The organism is Streptomyces albidoflavus, assembly GCF_000719955.1.
GTDB lineage: Bacteria > Actinomycetota > Actinomycetes > Streptomycetales > Streptomycetaceae > Streptomyces > Streptomyces albidoflavus.
Map to the genome: position 1 here is coordinate 149,049 of NZ_JOII01000007.1, position 15,933 is coordinate 164,981.

Annotated in this window: 16 protein-coding genes; 6 read left to right on the top strand and 10 right to left on the bottom strand. The window is 74.4% G+C overall.

Annotated features, from left to right (window positions below):
- Positions 1-55: 55 nt before the first annotated feature.
- Genes IF45_RS0110645 through IF45_RS0110655 form a run of 3 tightly spaced genes read left to right on the top strand, consistent with a single transcriptional unit; the run spans position 56 to position 1,987 of the window.
- Positions 56-451 carry an ArsR/SmtB family transcription factor gene (locus IF45_RS0110645; RefSeq protein ID WP_030306979.1) on the top strand — a complete coding sequence of 132 codons (396 nt, stop codon included), beginning with the start codon at positions 56-58 and terminating at the stop codon, positions 449-451.
- Positions 448-1,557, top strand: coding sequence for an ACR3 family arsenite efflux transporter (gene arsB / locus IF45_RS0110650; RefSeq protein ID WP_030306981.1), 1,110 nt, complete (start codon positions 448-450; stop codon positions 1,555-1,557). The genes IF45_RS0110645 and arsB overlap by 4 nt, the downstream gene beginning before the upstream one ends.
- A complete protein-coding gene (locus tag IF45_RS0110655; protein WP_015507603.1) occupies positions 1,544-1,987 on the top strand; it encodes an arsenate reductase ArsC in 444 nt (147 codons plus the stop codon). The genes arsB and IF45_RS0110655 overlap by 14 nt, the downstream gene beginning before the upstream one ends.
- A gap of 4 nt (positions 1,988-1,991) precedes the next feature.
- On the opposite strand, the gene IF45_RS0110660 is transcribed toward IF45_RS0110655, so the two are convergent.
- On the bottom strand, positions 1,992-2,651 hold the full coding sequence (locus tag IF45_RS0110660; protein ID WP_030306984.1) for an SRPBCC family protein: 660 nt from the start codon (positions 2,649-2,651) through the stop codon (positions 1,992-1,994).
- Positions 2,652-2,820: 169 nt separating this feature from the next.
- Between IF45_RS0110660 and IF45_RS0110665 the strand changes: the two genes are divergently transcribed.
- Positions 2,821-3,384 carry an I66 family serine proteinase inhibitor gene (locus tag IF45_RS0110665; RefSeq protein ID WP_030306985.1) on the top strand — a complete coding sequence of 188 codons (564 nt, stop codon included), beginning with the start codon at positions 2,821-2,823 and terminating at the stop codon, positions 3,382-3,384.
- Between the two features lie 88 nt (positions 3,385-3,472).
- Here IF45_RS0110665 and IF45_RS0110670 read toward each other — a convergent pair whose 3' ends face one another.
- A complete protein-coding gene (locus IF45_RS0110670) occupies positions 3,473-4,756 on the bottom strand; it encodes an adenylosuccinate synthase (RefSeq protein WP_030306987.1) in 1,284 nt (427 codons plus the stop codon).
- Between the two features lie 178 nt (positions 4,757-4,934).
- Here IF45_RS0110670 and IF45_RS0110675 point away from each other — a divergent pair, with 178 nt between their 5' ends.
- Entirely contained in the window at positions 4,935-5,723 is a 789-nt protein-coding gene (locus IF45_RS0110675) for a diacylglycerol kinase family protein (protein WP_030306989.1), read from the top strand.
- Between the two features lie 15 nt (positions 5,724-5,738).
- Here the strand turns inward: IF45_RS0110675 and IF45_RS0110680 are convergent, their stop codons facing one another.
- Positions 5,739-6,203, bottom strand: coding sequence for a MarR family winged helix-turn-helix transcriptional regulator (locus IF45_RS0110680; RefSeq protein WP_003949164.1), 465 nt, complete (start codon positions 6,201-6,203; stop codon positions 5,739-5,741).
- 129 nt (positions 6,204-6,332) lie between these two features.
- On the opposite strand from IF45_RS0110680, the gene IF45_RS0110685 reads away from it, so the two are divergent.
- Complete coding sequence (locus tag IF45_RS0110685) at positions 6,333-6,989, top strand: hydrolase (RefSeq protein WP_030306991.1); 657 nt, start codon at positions 6,333-6,335, stop codon at positions 6,987-6,989.
- An 88-nt stretch (positions 6,990-7,077) separates the two neighbouring features.
- Here IF45_RS0110685 and IF45_RS0110690 read toward each other — a convergent pair whose 3' ends face one another.
- From IF45_RS0110690 to IF45_RS0110720, 7 genes are all read right to left on the bottom strand, one after another.
- Entirely contained in the window at positions 7,078-8,526 is a 1,449-nt protein-coding gene (locus tag IF45_RS0110690; protein WP_030306992.1) for an FG-GAP and VCBS repeat-containing protein, read from the bottom strand.
- Between the two features lie 142 nt (positions 8,527-8,668).
- A complete protein-coding gene (locus tag IF45_RS0110695) occupies positions 8,669-9,355 on the bottom strand; it encodes a response regulator (protein WP_003949167.1) in 687 nt (228 codons plus the stop codon).
- On the bottom strand, positions 9,352-10,854 hold the full coding sequence (locus tag IF45_RS0110700; RefSeq protein ID WP_030306994.1) for a sensor histidine kinase: 1,503 nt from the start codon (positions 10,852-10,854) through the stop codon (positions 9,352-9,354). The genes IF45_RS0110695 and IF45_RS0110700 overlap by 4 nt, the downstream gene beginning before the upstream one ends.
- Positions 10,855-11,009: 155 nt before the next feature.
- Complete coding sequence (locus IF45_RS0110705; RefSeq protein ID WP_008408941.1) at positions 11,010-11,840, bottom strand: NAD(P)H-binding protein; 831 nt, start codon at positions 11,838-11,840, stop codon at positions 11,010-11,012.
- 216 nt (positions 11,841-12,056) lie between these two features.
- Positions 12,057-12,914 carry an alpha/beta hydrolase gene (locus IF45_RS0110710; RefSeq protein ID WP_030306997.1) on the bottom strand — a complete coding sequence of 286 codons (858 nt, stop codon included), beginning with the start codon at positions 12,912-12,914 and terminating at the stop codon, positions 12,057-12,059.
- A gap of 321 nt (positions 12,915-13,235) precedes the next feature.
- Positions 13,236-14,477: a kynureninase gene (gene kynU, locus IF45_RS0110715; RefSeq protein WP_030306998.1), complete on the bottom strand. Its 1,242-nt coding sequence runs from the start codon at positions 14,475-14,477 to the stop codon at positions 13,236-13,238.
- Between the two features lie 162 nt (positions 14,478-14,639).
- Positions 14,640-15,533, bottom strand: coding sequence for a tryptophan 2,3-dioxygenase family protein (locus IF45_RS0110720; RefSeq protein WP_003949172.1), 894 nt, complete (start codon positions 15,531-15,533; stop codon positions 14,640-14,642).
- Positions 15,534-15,933 lie beyond the last annotated feature (400 nt).

Sequence of the window (15,933 nt, forward strand, 5' to 3'; positions counted from 1 at the left end):
CGATGAACGTCGATGCAAGATTGCGCGCTGCATCGAAGGCTGTCAACATAGACGCATGTCGAAACAAGAGCTTCCGGTGGTCTCCGCCGACGGTGCCGGGCCCGGCACCGCCGAACGCTGCTGCCCGACCCTGCTGGCCGCCCCGCTCGACGAGGACCAGGCGGCCGAACTCGCCCCCGTCTTCAAGGCGCTCGGGGACCCGGTGCGGCTCCGGCTGCTTTCGATGATCGCCTCGCGGGCCGGCGGCGAGGTGTGCGTCTGCGACCTCACCCCGGCCTTCGCCCTCTCCCAGCCGACCATCTCGCACCACCTGAAACTGCTCCGCCAGGCCGGACTGATCGCCGCCGAACGGCGCGGCACCTGGGTCCACTACCGGCTGCTGCCCGCCGCCACCGACCGGCTCGCCGCCGTCCTGACCCGTCCGGCCCCCGACCCGGCCGCCACCTCGTGACCGCCCCCGCCCCGAGCCCCGGCCGCCTCGCCTTCCTCGACCGCCATCTCGCCTGGTGGATCCTGCTCGCCATGGCCGCCGGCCTCGCCCTCGGCCGGGCGGTCCCGGGCCTCGGCGACGCGCTGGCCGGGGCAGGGGTCAGCGGGGTCTCGCTGCCGATCGCGCTGGGCCTGCTGGTGATGATGTACCCGGTCCTCGCCAAGGTGCGGTACGAGCGGCTGGGCGCGGTCACCCGCGACCGGCGGCTGCTGATCCCCTCCCTGGTGCTCAACTGGGTGCTCGGCCCGGCGCTGATGTTCGCCCTGGCCTGGCTCTTCCTGCCGGACCTGCCCGAGTACCGCACCGGCCTGATCGTCGTCGGGCTGGCCCGGTGCATCGCCATGGTCGTCATCTGGAACGACCTGGCCTGCGGCGACCGCGAGGCCGCGGCCGTGCTGGTGGCGGTCAACTCGGTCTTCCAGGTGGCGGCCTTCGGCCTGCTCGGCTGGTTCTACCTCGCCGTCCTGCCGGGCTGGCTCGGCCTCGCGCAGACCACGCTCGCCGTCTCCGCCTGGGAGATCGCCCGCTCGGTCCTGGTCTTCCTCGGCATCCCGCTGGTCGCCGGCTACCTCACCCGGCGGATCGGCGAACGCGCCAAGGGCCGCGCCTGGTACGAGGGGACGTTCCTCCCCCGCCTGGGCCCCTTCGCCCTGTACGGCCTGCTCTTCACCGTCGTGGTCCTCTTCGCCCTCCAGGGCGAGGCCGTCACCTCGCGTCCGCTGGACGTGGTCCGGATCGCTTGGCCGCTGCTCGTCTACTTCGCCGTCATGTGGGCCGGGTCGCTGGCGCTCGGGAGGGCCGTCGGACTCGGCTACCCGAAGGCGGCCACGCTCGCCTTCACGGCCGCCGGGAACAACTTCGAACTCGCCATCGCCGTCTCCCTCGCCACCTTCGGCGCCACCTCGGGCCAGGCCCTCGCCGGGGTCGTCGGCCCGCTCATCGAGGTGCCCGTCCTGATCGGCCTGGTCCACGTGGCCCTGCGGACCCGGCGGTTCTTCCCCGCCGAGGAACCCGACGGTCACCCCGCCCTCACCCCCGAGGAGAACCCCGCCCGTGCCCGCGCCTGAGCCGTCCCCCGCGCACCTCCCCGCCCGCCCCCGCGTCCTCTTCCTCTGCGTCCACAACGCCGGGCGCTCCCAGATGGCCGCCGCCTTCCTCCGCCACCTCGCGGGCGAGGCCGTCGAGGTCTACTCGGCCGGGTCGGCGCCCGCCGAGGCGGTCAACCCGGTGGCGGTCGCCGCCATGGCCGAGGCCGGCATCGACCTCTCCGGGGCGCACCCCCGTGCCCTGGCCCCCGAGGACGTCCGCGCGGCCGACCTCGTCGTCACCATGGGCTGCGGCGACACCTGCCCGGTCCTCCCGGGCACCGCCTACCGCGACTGGGCCCTGGACGACCCGGCCGGGCAGGCCCTCCCCGCCGTACGCCGCGTCCGGGACGAGATCGGGCGGCGGGTGCGGGAGCTGGCGGAGGAGCTGGGGGTGGCCGCCTCCGCCTGATCCCCTACTCCCCCGCCTCGTCCCCCGGCAGGAAGTGCTGGTCGGCGAAGGCCACCACCGCGTCGACCGCCCCGGCGTCCAGGTCCCAGTACGCCCCGGCCGCGTCGCCCCAGGCCCGGTGGCTGAGCCGGGCGTAGGCGCGGGACTCGGGGGAGCCGGTCCAGGCGGCCCGGTCGAAGGGGGTGCCGGAGAGGTGGTGGTCGAGGGCGAACAGGGCGGTGTCCCAGCCGGCGCCGACGCCGACGGGGCCGACCGGGCCCTGTGCGCGGACGAGGGGGTCGACGGTGGCGGCGGCCGAGGTGTGCTCCAGCTCGAACGAGGTCGTGTCACCGGGGGCGTCGGTCAGGCGTACCTCGATCTCGGTGACCGAGTCGGGGCCGTACTCCCAGGTGACCTTGACCAGGTTCGGGGACTCGCAGCGCAGCACCTCGCCGGAGGCCAGGCCCTGGGCCTCGTAGCGGTTGCCGGGGTGGAGGTCGCCGGTGACGGGGGCCAGCCAGCGGGCGATCCGGCCGGGGTCGGTGCAGGCGGCCCACACCTCCATGACGGGGGCGTCGAAGCCGCGGCGCAGCAGCACCGAGCGGCCGTCCCGCTCCTGGAACGGCAGGTCGCCGATCTCCCGGTGGACGGCGGCGATCCGGTCGTGGATGTCGGTCTCGCTCACGGTGCTCCCTCACTCGGCGGCCGGCCCGCCGCCGGAGGGCGGGACCCTTCCCCACGCATACCCCGGGACGGACGGGACGCGCGGGACGCGGGTTACCAACGGGGCCCGGAGTCGTTGAGTGAATCAGCCCATCACCGGCATTTCCCCCTCGACTTGAGGAGTACCCGCCATGAGCACCGCCGCAGGAACCGACCGCCGCACCCTCCTGAGGACCGGCGTGGCCGGGCTCGCCGCACTGGCCGCCGGAGCCGTCCTCACCCCCTCGGCCCAGGCCGACGGTGACCGCGAGCAGCCGATGTCGCCGCTGACCCTCTGGCTGCGCGGCGCCCCCGCCTTCGTACGGGACGGGCTGCTCCACACCGACCTCATCGGTGACCAGCGCCCCGAGCAGTGGGTGCTGACGGCCCAGCCCCAGCACGGCCGCGACACGTTCACGATCGAGCTGGCCACCCGCACCGGCGCCGGACTGGTCGTCCCGGAGGACGAGGGCGAGCCGGTCGGCGTCCGGCCGCTGATCGTCCTGCCGTCGTACCCGCCCCGGTACCCGCTGAACGAGCTGTTCCGGATCACCCCGGTCGACCCCGGGAGCCGTGCCTACCTCGTCACCTCGGCCCTGACCGACGGCCCCCCGCGCCACCTGGCCCGCGCCCGGGTCGAGGACATGTCGCTGCGTCCGAAGCCGGTCTTCGCCCGCACCGGCGAGGCCGAGCCGGTCGAGATCCGCTTCGCCTGAGGCCGGGCCTCGCCCGGAGACGACGGCGGGGCCGCGGGCACCGTTCCCGGTCCCCGCGGCCCCGCCGCGCGTACGCCTCGCCGTCAGGTCAGACGAAGGAGTTGATCTGGATCGTCTCGGTCCGGCCGGGGCCGACGCCGATCGCGGAGATCGGGGCGCCCGACATCTCCTCCAGCGCCTTCACGTACGCCTGCGCGTTCTTCGGCAGGTCGGCGAAGGTCTGGGCCTTGGTGATGTCCTCGGACCAGCCCGGCAGGTACTCGTAGACGGGCTTCGCGTGGTGGAAGTCCGACTGGTTGTACGGCAGCTCCTCGACGCGCCTCCCGTCGATCTCGTACGCCACGCAGACCGGGATGCGCTCCCAGCCGGTGAGGACGTCGAGCTTGGTGAGGAAGAAGTCGGTGAGGCCGTTGACCCGGGTCGCGTAGCGGGCGATGACCGCGTCGAACCAGCCGCAGCGGCGGTCGCGGCCGGTGGTGACACCGCGCTCGCCGCCGATCCGGCGCAGCGCCTCGCCGTCCTCGTCGAACAGCTCGGTCGGGAACGGGCCCGCGCCGACACGCGTGGTGTACGCCTTGAGGATGCCGATGACCCGGCTGATCTTCGTCGGCCCCACACCCGCGCCCGTGCAGGCGCCGCCCGCGGTCGGGTTGGAGGAGGTCACGAAGGGATACGTGCCGTGGTCGACGTCGAGCAGGGTGCCCTGGCCGCCCTCGAAGAGGACCACCTTGTCCTCGTCCAGCGCCTGGTTGAGGATGAGCGTGGTGTCCGCGACGTACGGGCGGATCGCGTCCGCGTGGACCAGCATCTCCTCGACGATCCGCTCGGCCTCGACGGCCCGGCGGTTGTAGACCTTGGAGAGCAGCTGGTTCTTCACCTCCAGCGCCGCCTCGACCTTCTGGAGCAGGATCGACTCGTCGTAGAGGTCCTGGACGCGGATGCCGGTCCGGTTGATCTTGTCGGCGTAGGTCGGGCCGATGCCGCGCCCGGTCGTCCCGATCCGGCGCTTGCCGAGGAATCGTTCCGACACCTTGTCCATGATCACGTTGTACGGCGTGATCAGGTGGGCGTTGCCGCTGATCAGCAGCTTGGAGGTGTCGACGCCGCGCTCGTTCAGTCCGCTCAGCTCGGAGAGCAGGACCGACGGGTCGACGACGACACCGTTCCCGATGACGGGCACGCACCCAGGGGAGAGGATTCCGGAAGGGAGCAGATGCAGCGCGTACTTCTGGTCGCCGACGACGACCGTGTGACCGGCGTTGTTGCCGCCCTGGTAACGCACCACGTAATCCACTGAGCCACCGAGCAGGTCGGTGGCCTTTCCCTTGCCTTCGTCACCCCACTGAGCACCGAGCAGCACGAGTGCGGGCACAGGCGTACACCCCTTCCGGGCGGGGCATGTCCAAGGTTCAGGGCGCACACGCGTACGCGTACACGCCGACCGCCGTTGGCCGAGAACCGTCGGACCGCATGCCCCGAAATAGACGAAGCCCCTGGCGCAAGAGCGCAAGGGGCCTTTGCACAAAGATGCTACCCGAGGAAGGACCGAGGTGTCGGCTCGAGAGCCCGCCACGACCACCACGCCGTCGCTGCTGGTCATCGTGGACCCCACTGCCCGCCGCCTCGACGGAGAATCCGTCCGCATCGCCAAGGACGTGCTCAGCGCCGGCGCCCCGGTCAAACTCTGCCTCCCCGAGAGCCCCCGCGAGTACGCCCGCGCGCTGGCCCGGCGCGGCTCGCGGCGGCCGGTGCTGATCGGCGACGACCGCTCCCTGGTCCGCGCCGTCACCCAGCTCCACCAGGAGCGGGAGCTGGCCGAGGCCGACCTCGCCATGGTGCCGGTCGGCTCGGGCAGCGCCCTGCGGCTCGCCCGCCACCTCGGGGTGCCCGCCTCCGCCGTGACGGCGGCCCGCGCGGTCCTCGACGGGCAGCCGCGCCGCCTGGACCTGCTGGTCGACGACAGCGACGGCGTGGTCCTCGGCGAGCTGCACGTCCCGGCGCCGCCGCGCCCCGCCGGCCGCGTCCCCTGGCTGCGCCGCTCCCCCGCCACCCGCACCGGCCCGATACCGCTGCGGGTCGAGGCGGACGGCCGCCTCGTCGCCGACCTGGACCACCCGGTCCACTCGGTCACCCTCGCCCCCGGCACCGACGGGAGCGTACGCGCCGAGGTGCGCGCCACCGCGACGGCGGACACGCCCTCCTCCGGGGGTACGTACGCCGGGGTGGTCACGGTCTCCGGGCCCGACTTCCACTACAAGGCCGACGGGCGGACGCTCGGCCCCGTCCGCACCCGGACCTGGCGGGTACGGGGGGCGGCCTGGTCGCTGGTGCTGCCGTAGGGGGTGTCGGGGCGGTCAGCCGGGCTGCCGCTCCATGTGGGCGAGGACGCGGCGGGAGAGGTCGGCGAAGGTGTCCAGCTCCTCCTGGGTGAGGGCGTCGACGAAGAGCCGGCGGACGTTCTCGACGTGGAGCGGCGCGGCCTCCTCGATGGCCCGGCGGCCGTCCGGGGTGGCGACGACGAGGGAGCCGCGCCCGTCGTCCGGGCACTCCTCGCGGGCCACCAGGCCGCGCTTGGCCATCCGGGTCACCTGGTGGGACATCCGGCTCTTCTCCCACTCCAGCAGCCGGGCCAGCTCCGTGAAGCGCATCCGGTCGCCGGCCTCGGTGAGCTTGGCCAGCACCAGGTAGTCCGCGGCGGAGAGGCGGGAGTCGGCCTGGATCTGGCGGGAGAGCCGTCCGATGAGCTTCTCCTGCATGCGGATGAAGGCGTCCCAGGCCGCCTTCTGCTCGGGGGCGAGCCAGGGGGGCGTGGCGTTCATAGGAGGAGCGTAGCGAGCCGGGGGCCACCCTTCCCGATTTAGTTGACGCATCAACCACGCGCGCCCTAAGTTGATGACAAGTCAACCAAACGGTGGAACCACGCCGTTCGGCTCATTGAGGGGAATGCCATGAGCACGGAGAAGAAGGCCGGACTCGGCGCGCTGCTGACGCCGGAGGAGAGCGTGCTGGTGCTGATCGACCACCAGCCGTTCCAGTTCGCCAACCTGCACAGCCACGAGCCGGCGATGGTCGTCAACAACGCCGTCGGACTCGCCAAGGCCGCCAAGGCGTTCGACGTCCCGACCATCCTGACGACCGTGCTGGAGGAGCGCGGCGGCCTGCTGATCCAGGGCCTCCAGGACGTCTTCCCGGAGCAGAAGCCGATCAACAGGACCCTCATCAACACCTGGCAGGACGAGCGCGTCGTCGACGCCGTCAAGGCGACCGGCCGCAAGAAGCTGGTGATCGCCGGGCTCTGGACGGAGATCTGCGTGGCGATGCCCGCGATACAGGCGGCCGGCGAGGGCTACGAGGTGTACGCCGTCACCGACGCCTCCGGGGGCGTCTCGGCGGAGGCCCACGAGATGGCGGTCCGGCGCATGATCCAGGCCGGCGTCACCCCGATCACCTGGCAGGCCGTCCTCGGCGAGTGGCAGCGCGACTGGGCCCGCGAGGAGACGATCCCGGCCGTCATCGAGGTCCAGGCCCAGCACGGCGGCGGCTCGGCGGTGGCCTACGCCTGGGAGACCCAGCTCCTCGCGGGAAGCGGCCGGAGCGGCGCCTGAACCGGGCGCACGGCGGCCCCGTGGCGGTCGTCGGTCGGGGGCCGACGGTCACGGGGCCGGCGTACGGCGGTTCGGGCCTTTCCTGGAGCTAGCTGCCCAGGTGGCGGCCGAAGGCGGTGGCCTTCGCCGGGAGGGTGAGGGAGGCCGGGCTGAAGCTCAGCGGGGTCCTGGTGACGGCCCAGACCGCGCCGCGTCCGGCGTTCTCGGCGGGGGCGGCGGAGAGCAGGTCGTCGCGGTGGTCGCCGTCGAGGTCGGCGAACAGGAGACGGGTGCCGAAGGCGTCGCCGGTCTCGTTGGCGCCGGGGACGCCCGGGGTGCCCTGGTTGACGGCGGTGGCGCCCTGGCCGGTCGGGCCGGTGGGCGAGCCGGGGATCAGGGTGACGGCACCGGCGTCGACGGCGGCGTTGATGTCCTCGCCCGGGGCGCCCACGGCGAGGTCCGCGTGGCCGTCGCCGTCGAGGTCGCCGACGGCGAGGGAGGCGCCGAAGTGGTCCCCGGCCTCGGAGGCGCCCTGGCCGGAGCCCGGGACCCCGGGGGTCTCCTGGGAGAGGTCGAGCGGGGCGCGGTCGCCGCCGGGTCCGGCCGGGCTGCCGAAGAGAACGCGGACGACGCCGCCGCTGTTCCGGTCGACGGGGTGGCTCGGGTCGCGCTCCTCCCACGGGTCGGGGGCGTCGCGGGCGTCGCCGACGATCAGGTCGTCGCGGCCGTCCCCGTCCAGGTCGGCGGCGGCGAAGGCGGTGCCGGTGGTCTCGTTCCGCCACTTGGCGCCCTGCTCGCTGAGGCCGGTGGCGGTACCCCGGAGCCAGGCCGGGCCGGAGGACTCCTCGTAGGCGGTGTGGTGGAAGACCACGTCGTCGCGGCCGTCGCCGTCGAAGTCGCCGGTGGTGAAGGCGGTGAGGTGGGTGAAGTGCGGGGCGCCGCCGGCGAGCGTGAGCTTCGGCGCGGCCATGCCCGGCTCGAACGGGCCGAGGGCGAGCGCGAACGAGTCCTTCTCGTCGCCGTTCTGGGTGGTCACCAGGTCGAGGTGGCCGTCGCCGTTCACGTCGGCGACGCGGGTGCCGAGGCCGCCCGCCTCCTCGTGGGCGGAGGTCACCGAGGTGGTCCGGGTGAGCCCCTTGGCGGAGCCCCAGAGAATGACCAGGCGCCCCGGCGCGAAGTCGTTCGCCCGGTCCTCGCCGGGGGAACCGACGACCACGTCCGCGTACCCGTCGTTGTTCAGGTCCGCCGAGACCGGCGCCGTGCCGAAGGCGTCGCCCGCCTCGTCGGTGCCGCCGATGCCGGGGCTCGCCTGGCTGATCACCTGGCGCTTGCCGGTCACCGGGCCCTTGGCGGAACCGGGGACCACGGTCAGGTAGCCGCCCTTGCCGCCGCCGGGCACCCCCACCACCGACTCGGCGTACCCGTCGCCGTCGACGTCGTACGGGACGGCCGGGACGGAGCGCGCGGGCGCCGCCGTCGCGGCCGGGGCGAGGGCCAGCAGCCCGCCGCCCGCGGTCAGGGCCAGCACCAGGGCGGTGGCCAGGGGTCGTGTACGCACGTGCGCCTCCAACGGTCCGTCGGTCGTCGCGGACGGGCCGGCCCGCAGGGGTACCGGCCCGTCGCCGCACGGGGGTTGACCTGCCGTGGAGGGCGGAGGTTGTACGGCGCGGGCGGAGGCTCGGCCTCCGCTCCGCGCCCGGTCAGCGGGGTCCGCCCGGGGTGGGCGTGACCAGGCCCGCCTCGTAGGCGAAGACGGCGGCCTGGGTGCGGTCGCGCAGCGAGAGCTTCACCAGGATGCGCGAGACGTGTGTCTTCACCGTCGACTCGGCGACGAAGAGCCGGTCGGCGATCTCCGCGTTGGACAGCCCCTGCGCGATCTGCACCAGCACCTCCGTCTCCCGCTCGGTCAGCTCCCCGTACTGGCCCGGGCCCGGCGCCTGCGGCCGCTCCGCGAGCCGCGAGAACTCCGTGATCAGACGGCGGGTGACACCGGGGGCGAGCAGCGCGTCGCCGCTGGCCACCACCCGGACGCCCTCGGCGAGCTGGCGGGCCGAGGCGTCCTTGAGGAGGAAGCCCGAGGCACCGGCCCGCAGCGCCTGGTACACGTACTCGTCGAGGTCGAAGGTGGTGAGGATGAGGACCCGGGCGGCCGCGTCGGCGGCGACGATCTCGCGGGTCGCCTCGATGCCGCTCAGCTCCGGCATGCGGATGTCCATCAGGACGACGTCCGGGTCGAGCGCGGCCACCTGGCGCACCGCCTCCCGGCCGTTGACCGCCTCCCCGACCACCTCGATGTCCGGCATCGCCCCGAGCAGCACGGAGAAACCCTCCCGCACCATCATCTGGTCGTCGGCGATCAGTACCCGGACAGGGCGGGACCCGGTCAACGGTCCTCCTTCTTGACAAGGGTGAGGGGCGTGGTGGGGGCCTCGTCCGGAGCGGGCGCGGCGGGCGTCGGTTCAGCGGGCATCGGTTCAGCGGACGTCGGTTCGGCGGGGGCCGGTTCGGTGGAGACCGGCTCGGCGGGGGCCGTCTCCTCGGGGGCCGGCAACGGGGCCGGGAGGAAGGCGGAGACCTCGAAGCCGCCGGACTCGTCCGGTCCCGCGTGCAGTTCACCGCCGAGGACGGCGGCCCGCTCGCGCATCCCCGTCAGGCCCTGCCCGGCGCCGGGCGAGGGGTCGGCGGGGCGCTCCGGCGCGTCGTTGACGACCCGCAGCCCGAGCCCGACCGGCACGTACGCCAGCTCCACCCGCGCACTCGCCCCCGGCGCGTGCCGCAACACGTTGCTCAGCGCCTCCTGCACCATCCGGTACGCCGACAGCTCCACCCCCTGCGGCAACTCCCGCCGCCGCCCGGTCACCAGCTTCTCCACCGGTACGCCCGCCTCCCGGACCCCGTCGAGCAGCCGGTCCAGGTCGGCCAGGACGGGCTGGGGCGCGTCGGGGGCCTCGTAGTCGTCGGCGCGGACCACGCCGAGGACTCGGCGCAGCTCGGTCAGGGCCGCCACCGCGCTCTCCCGGATCGCGGCGAAGGCGTCGGCCAGTTCCTGCGGCGGGTTCTCGACCCGGTAGGGGGCCGCCTCCGCCTGGATCGCAACCACCGACATGTGGTGCGCGACCACGTCGTGCAGCTCGCGGGCGATGGTGGTGCGCTCCTCCAGCCGCACCGCCCGGGTCCGCTCGGCCGCCGTCGCCGACCGCTCGGCGCTCACCTCGCGGTGCGCCTCACGGACCGTCTCCCGGGTGGTCCGGCGGAAGTGCCAGATGCTGACCGCGCTGAGGACGAGGCCGAGGAAGAAGAGCAGCGGAATGGTACTGCCCGAGCCGACCCCCATCGTCCCGCTGACGAAGAGCGAGAACGCGGCGGTGATCAGCCACATCCACAGGGCGGCCCGTGGCCCCTGCCAGGCCGCGGCGATCGTCGACACGATCAGCGTCACCAGGAAGGAGACCGGCCCGAACGGCAGCGAGTCCCCGTAGCCGGTGAGCACCGAGGCGAACGCGCCGACCGGCATCGTCAGCCACCAGGCGGCCACCGGCCGGGTCGCCGCCAGCACCGCGGGCGCCACCGCGAACAGGCCGAGCACCATCAGCTCCGGAAGCGACATGTACTGCCCCGTGCCCAGGCAGACGAGCAGGGCGAACCCGATCGCCCCGAAGACCAGGACGTGCGGGGCGTGCGAGGCGAGGCGGCGCATCCCCGGCAGCCGCATGGTGTCGCTGTCCGGCACGTTCAGCACCGGGAGCGGGCGGTAGGCCCAGGCCCCGCGCACCAGGTCGTCGCGGAACGCCCGCAGCCCGTCACCGATGAACTGCGCCTCCGGCCCCTTCCGTATCCCGGCCGAGCGAGGTGGCGGTGGCGAGGTCGTGCCCGTGGTCTGCGTCATGCCCCCACGGTAGGCACCGCGCCCCACCCCCGGCGTCCGCTTGGTTACGGATTCCACGGGGTCCGCCTTGAGGGGGAGGCGGGGTCGTCCGGCTCCGGCTCGCGGCGGCCCCCCCGCCTCCCCCTCAGCGTGCGGGCCCACCGGGAGCGGACCTGTCACGGACGGCCGGAGGCGAACCGGTCCGCGTGCTCGCGCGCCCACTCCTCGAAGCGCAGCGCCGGCCGCCCCAGCAGACGCGGAACCGCCGGATCGACCGTCCTGCCCTCCACCGGGGTGTCGCCGTACACCTCCAGAAGGAACCCGACGACCTCCTCGGCCATCCCCGCCGCCCGCCACCGCTCACTCGCCTCCCCGGCCGTCAGCTCCTCGACCCGCACGCCGTCGCCGCGCGCCCGCCCGATCGCCGCCGCCTTGTCGTACACGGTGAGCACCTCGGGACCGGTGAGCGTGTACGTCCGCCCCGCGTGCCCCTCCTCGGTCAGCGCGACGGCCGCGCACGCACCGATGTCCCGCTCGTGCACCATGGCGCTCAGCCGCCCGGGGAACGGCTCGCTCACCGTCGACGCGGCCCGGATGTCCGGCGCCCACTCCAGCGCGTTGGCCATGAACTCCACCGGCATCAGCACCGTCCACTCCAGCCCGCTCCCGCACACCGCCTCCTGCAACGGCGTCTCCCCGCCCCCGAACAGCACGGTGGCCCGCCGCACCCCCGCCGCCTCCGCCATCGCCACCAGCCGCTCCCCCGTCTCCAACGGCGCGAACAACTCCCCGCCGAAGGTGATGAGATGCACCCCCGACACCCCGTCGAACACCCCCTCCAGCCCCTCCGGCTCCGTCAGATCCCCACCCACCACCTCGACCTCCCCGGGCAACCCCGCCCTCCCCGGCTCCCGCGTCAACGCCCGCACCCGCTCCCCCCGTTCCAGCAACTCACCCACGACCTGCCGCCCGACAGTGCCGGTCGCCCCGGTGACGAGAACGGTCATGACCCCACTCCTTCGCTCCACCCGCCGCACGGGGTTTCCGCCGACGGTGGGGACGCTAGGGGTGGTCGCGGACAGGGGGAGTCCGCGATGGAGGCACCCAGCCCGGCCGGCGCTTGAGGCCATCGGTGACCGGGGCCGGGGGCGCCCCGCGCCATGCACCGGGGCCCAGCCCCGACGAACCCGGAAGGAGCGGACATCCGGGGCCCAAGGGCCCCCTCACCAGGCCAGTTGGGCTATCTCCTCAGCGGCCAGGGCGCAGGCGGCCGACGTCGGGTCGATGAGCGGGAAGTGCCCCACGCCGTCGACCAGGGTGAAACCCGGGGTTTCCCCGGCGGCCGTCGCCGCGTCGGCGTACGCCTCCGCCACCGCGGGCGGCACCTCCGTGTCGTCGCTGCCCTGGACCAGGGTGGTGGCGATCCCGGTCGGCAGCAGCGTGGCGAGATCGGCGTGCGCCAGCCGCTCCTCGTCCTGCCCGCCGAGGAGCTGGGCGAACGCGCCGTCGCAGACGTTCAGTTCGGCCGCGGTGGCGAAGTCCGCGATGGGGGCGAGCGCCACCACCCCGCGCACCGGCGGCGCCTCGGGCAGGCGCCACGGGGAGCCGACGGGCAGGACGTGCCGGGCGGCGGCCCAGAGCGCGAGGTGGCCACCGGCCGAGTGCCCGGTGAGGACGGTACGGCCCGGGTCGGCCTCCGGCACCGCCTCGCCCGCCAGCTCCGGCAGCGCGTCGAAGGCGGCGGCGATGTCGTCGAAGGTGTCGGGCCAGCGCCCGGCGCCCTGCCCACCGTCGCCCCGCCGGTACTCCACGCTCGCCACCGCGAACCCGCGCCCCGCCAGGAACGCCGCGAACGGTGAGATGTGCCGCCGGTCGTACGCGGCCCGCCACGCCCCGCCGTGCACCACCACGACCAGCGGCGTGCCCGGCGCCGCGCCCGGGCCGCGCGGGGCGTAGAAGTCCACCACCTGGTCCGGGTCCGGGCCGTACGCCGCCGTGGTGTCCGGCGTCGCCTCCGGGTGCCCGAACAGGGAGCTCTCCTCCGCCGCCTCCCGCTCCGCCGCGCTCCGCGCTGCGCCCACCGTCGTCCTCCTCGGCTCGACTCGCATTGACTCGCTGCCTGCACTCGGCCGTGCCGGGGCCTGACCGGGTGCCGCTCGACCCTGGCCGGGCGCTGCCCGGCCTTGGTCCGGCCCTGCCCGGCCTTGCTCGGCCCCGGACCTCGCCCGACCCTGCGGCCCTTCGGGGCCCTGCTCGGCCGCGACCGGCCCGGCGGCCCCGAGGGGACCGTCGTCATCCGGCCATGGCTGGCTGGATTGTGGCACGAGCTTCCGGCCGGGAGGCCCGGGCGGCGGGCTCCGTTCACGGCGCCCCGTTCCGGTGACGGGGCGCCGCCACGGCGCTCAGACCGTGTCGAGCGTCTCGGCGAGGAGCCGGGCGGCCCGCTCCACGTCGGCGAAGCCGAGGTAGAGCGGGGTGAACCCGAACCGCAGGATGTCCGGGCTGCGGAAGTCGCCGACGACGCCGATCGCGATGAGCCGCTCCATCACCGCCGCCGCGTCCGCGCACCGCAGCGCGACCTGGCTGCCCCGCTCCGCGTGGCCGGCCGGCGTCACGACCTCGACCCGGCCCTGCGGGACGTACGCCTCGACGCAGCGCAGGAAGAAGTCGGTGAGCGCCAGCGACTTCGCCCGTACGGCGTCGAGTTCCACGCCGTCCCACACGCCGAGCGCCGCTTCGAGGGCGAGGAGCGAGAGGATGTCGGGGGTACCGACGCGCCCCCGCAACGACCCGTCGGCCGGCCGGAACCCGGACTCCATGCCGAAGGGCTCCACATGGCCGTTCCACCCCGGCAACGGCGAGTCGAACGCGCCCTGGTGCTCGGCGCGCACGTACAGGAACGCCGGGGCGCCGGGCCCGCCGTTGAGGAACTTGTACGTGCACCCCACCGCGAGGTCCACCCCGTGCGCGTCGAGCTCCACCGGCAGCGCCCCCGCACTGTGGCAGAGGTCCCAGACGGCCAGCGCCCCCGCCTCGTGCACGGCGGCGGTGAGGCCGGGCAGGTCGTGCAGGCGGCCGGTGCGGTAGTCGACGTGGTTGAGCAGGACGGCGGCCGTGCGCGGGCCGAGCGCGGCGGGCACCTCGTCGGACCGGACCGCCCGGACCGTGCAGCCGGTGAGCCGGGCCGCCGACTCGGCGATGTAGCCGTCGGTCGGGAAGGTCGCGGCATCGACCAGGATCTCGTCCCGCGCCTCGTCCCGGCCGCGTGCGATGCGGACCGCGCCGACGACCGCCTTGAAGACGTTGACGCTGGTCGAGTCGGCGACCACGACCTGGCCCGGGGCGGCCCCGACCAGCGGCGCGATCCGCTCACCGATCCGCTCGGGCGCGGTCCACCAGCCGCTCTCGGTCCAGGAGCGGATGCGCAGCTCGCCCCACTCCCGGCCGATGACGTCGGCGACCCGTCCCGGTACCGCCTTCGGCAGCGCGCCGAGCGAGTTGCCGTCCAGGTAGACCGAGTCCTCGTCGAGGACGAACTCCTCGCGCTTGTCCCGCAGGACGTCCTCGGCGTCGAGCTTCACCGCCTCCGCGGCCAGGTGCGCGTACGCCTCGGAGTGCGCGCTCCCCGTCTCCGTCACGCTCATGTGCTGATTCCCCTCCCCGAGCCTCCGGCGGGGTGCCGGAGGCGGTCGCGGTCGTCGGTCGTGCGAGTGGTGCGGGTGGTGTGGGTGGTGCGGGTGGTGCGCGTGCCAGGGATGGCACGGGTGGCACCCCAGGTGGGTGCCGGTACCCGTGCCGGGCGGGGCTCAGACATGGCTGCGGGCCGTCCACAGCTCGGGGAAGACCGTCTTGCCCGCCCGCTTCTCCAGCCAGGCGACGCCGGCGGAGCCGCCGGTGCCGGTCTTGGCGCCCATGGCGCGGCGGGTGGCGGTCAGGTGGTCGTTGCGCCAGCGCCAGACCAGCTCGGCCACGTCGGTCAGCACCTCGCCGAGCCGCAGCAGCTCGGGGTCGGCCGCCGGCGGCCCGTCCGCCGGAGCACCCTGCCCGGCGGCGGGGCCGATCTCCTGGGCGCCGTAGACGGCGGTCCAGACGGCCTCGACCTCCCTGGACGGCTCGTACTTCTGGGTGAGGTCGCGGTCCAGGACCTCGGCGGGGATGGGGTGGCCGCGCCGGGCGAGGAGGCGCAGCACCTCGTCGTAGAGGCTCGGCTCGTGGAGCGCCTTCTCCAGCTCGGCGTGGACGCGGGGCGCGCCACGGTGCGGGACCAGCATCGACGCCGACTTGTCCCCGAGCAGGAACTCCATCCGCCGGTACATCGCCGACTGGAAGCCGGAGCCCTCGCCGAGGGAGCCCCGGTAGGAGTTGAACTGGGCCGGGGTCAGGCCCGAGAGCGGCCGCCAGGACTCGTTGAGCGCGGCCATCTCGCGCAGCGAGCGCTTGAGGGCGTCGAGCGCGGTCGGGATGTCGTCGCGGCGCAGGGCCGCGGAGGCGGTCTCCCACTCGTGGACGATGACGGTGAACCACAACTCCATGACCTGGGTGGTCACCAGGAAGACCATCTCGCCCGGGTCGTCCGAACGCAGATGCTGGAGGTGGGTGAGGACGTCGGCCTGGACGTAGTCCTCGTAGGGGGTGGTACCGGCGAAGTCGAGATTCGGGGTGTCCGAACCGGCTTCCGTGGCACCGAGGTCGTGCGACATCTCTGTCTCCTCGATACGAACTACCGGGTAGCGGTCCGCTCGACCGCCCACCGCACGACGTGCCGTGGAAAGCGGGAGCTCCGGTCCCCTCGAACCCTCCGGTGCGCGGTGGGCACACACGGGCTCACCTCGCATCATCCGATGCCGCGCCCGCGACTGCAAGGCGGGTGCGCGCGGGCCCCGGGGCGCTCCCCCGGGGCCGCCTGTCCACAGCTGTGGACAGGGCCGGCGCCAGGGCTCGGCGGGGGGCGCACCTCCGTCCCGCCCGTAGCGGCTCATCCGCCGTGGCAGCAGGGCGAGTTCGCGAGGGCGCGGCGGCCTCACGAAGCGGCGTGAGGCGGCCCGGGCGGGGGCGAGGGCCCGGGCGGGAGCGGGGGCAGGGTCGGACTGGGGTGCGAGC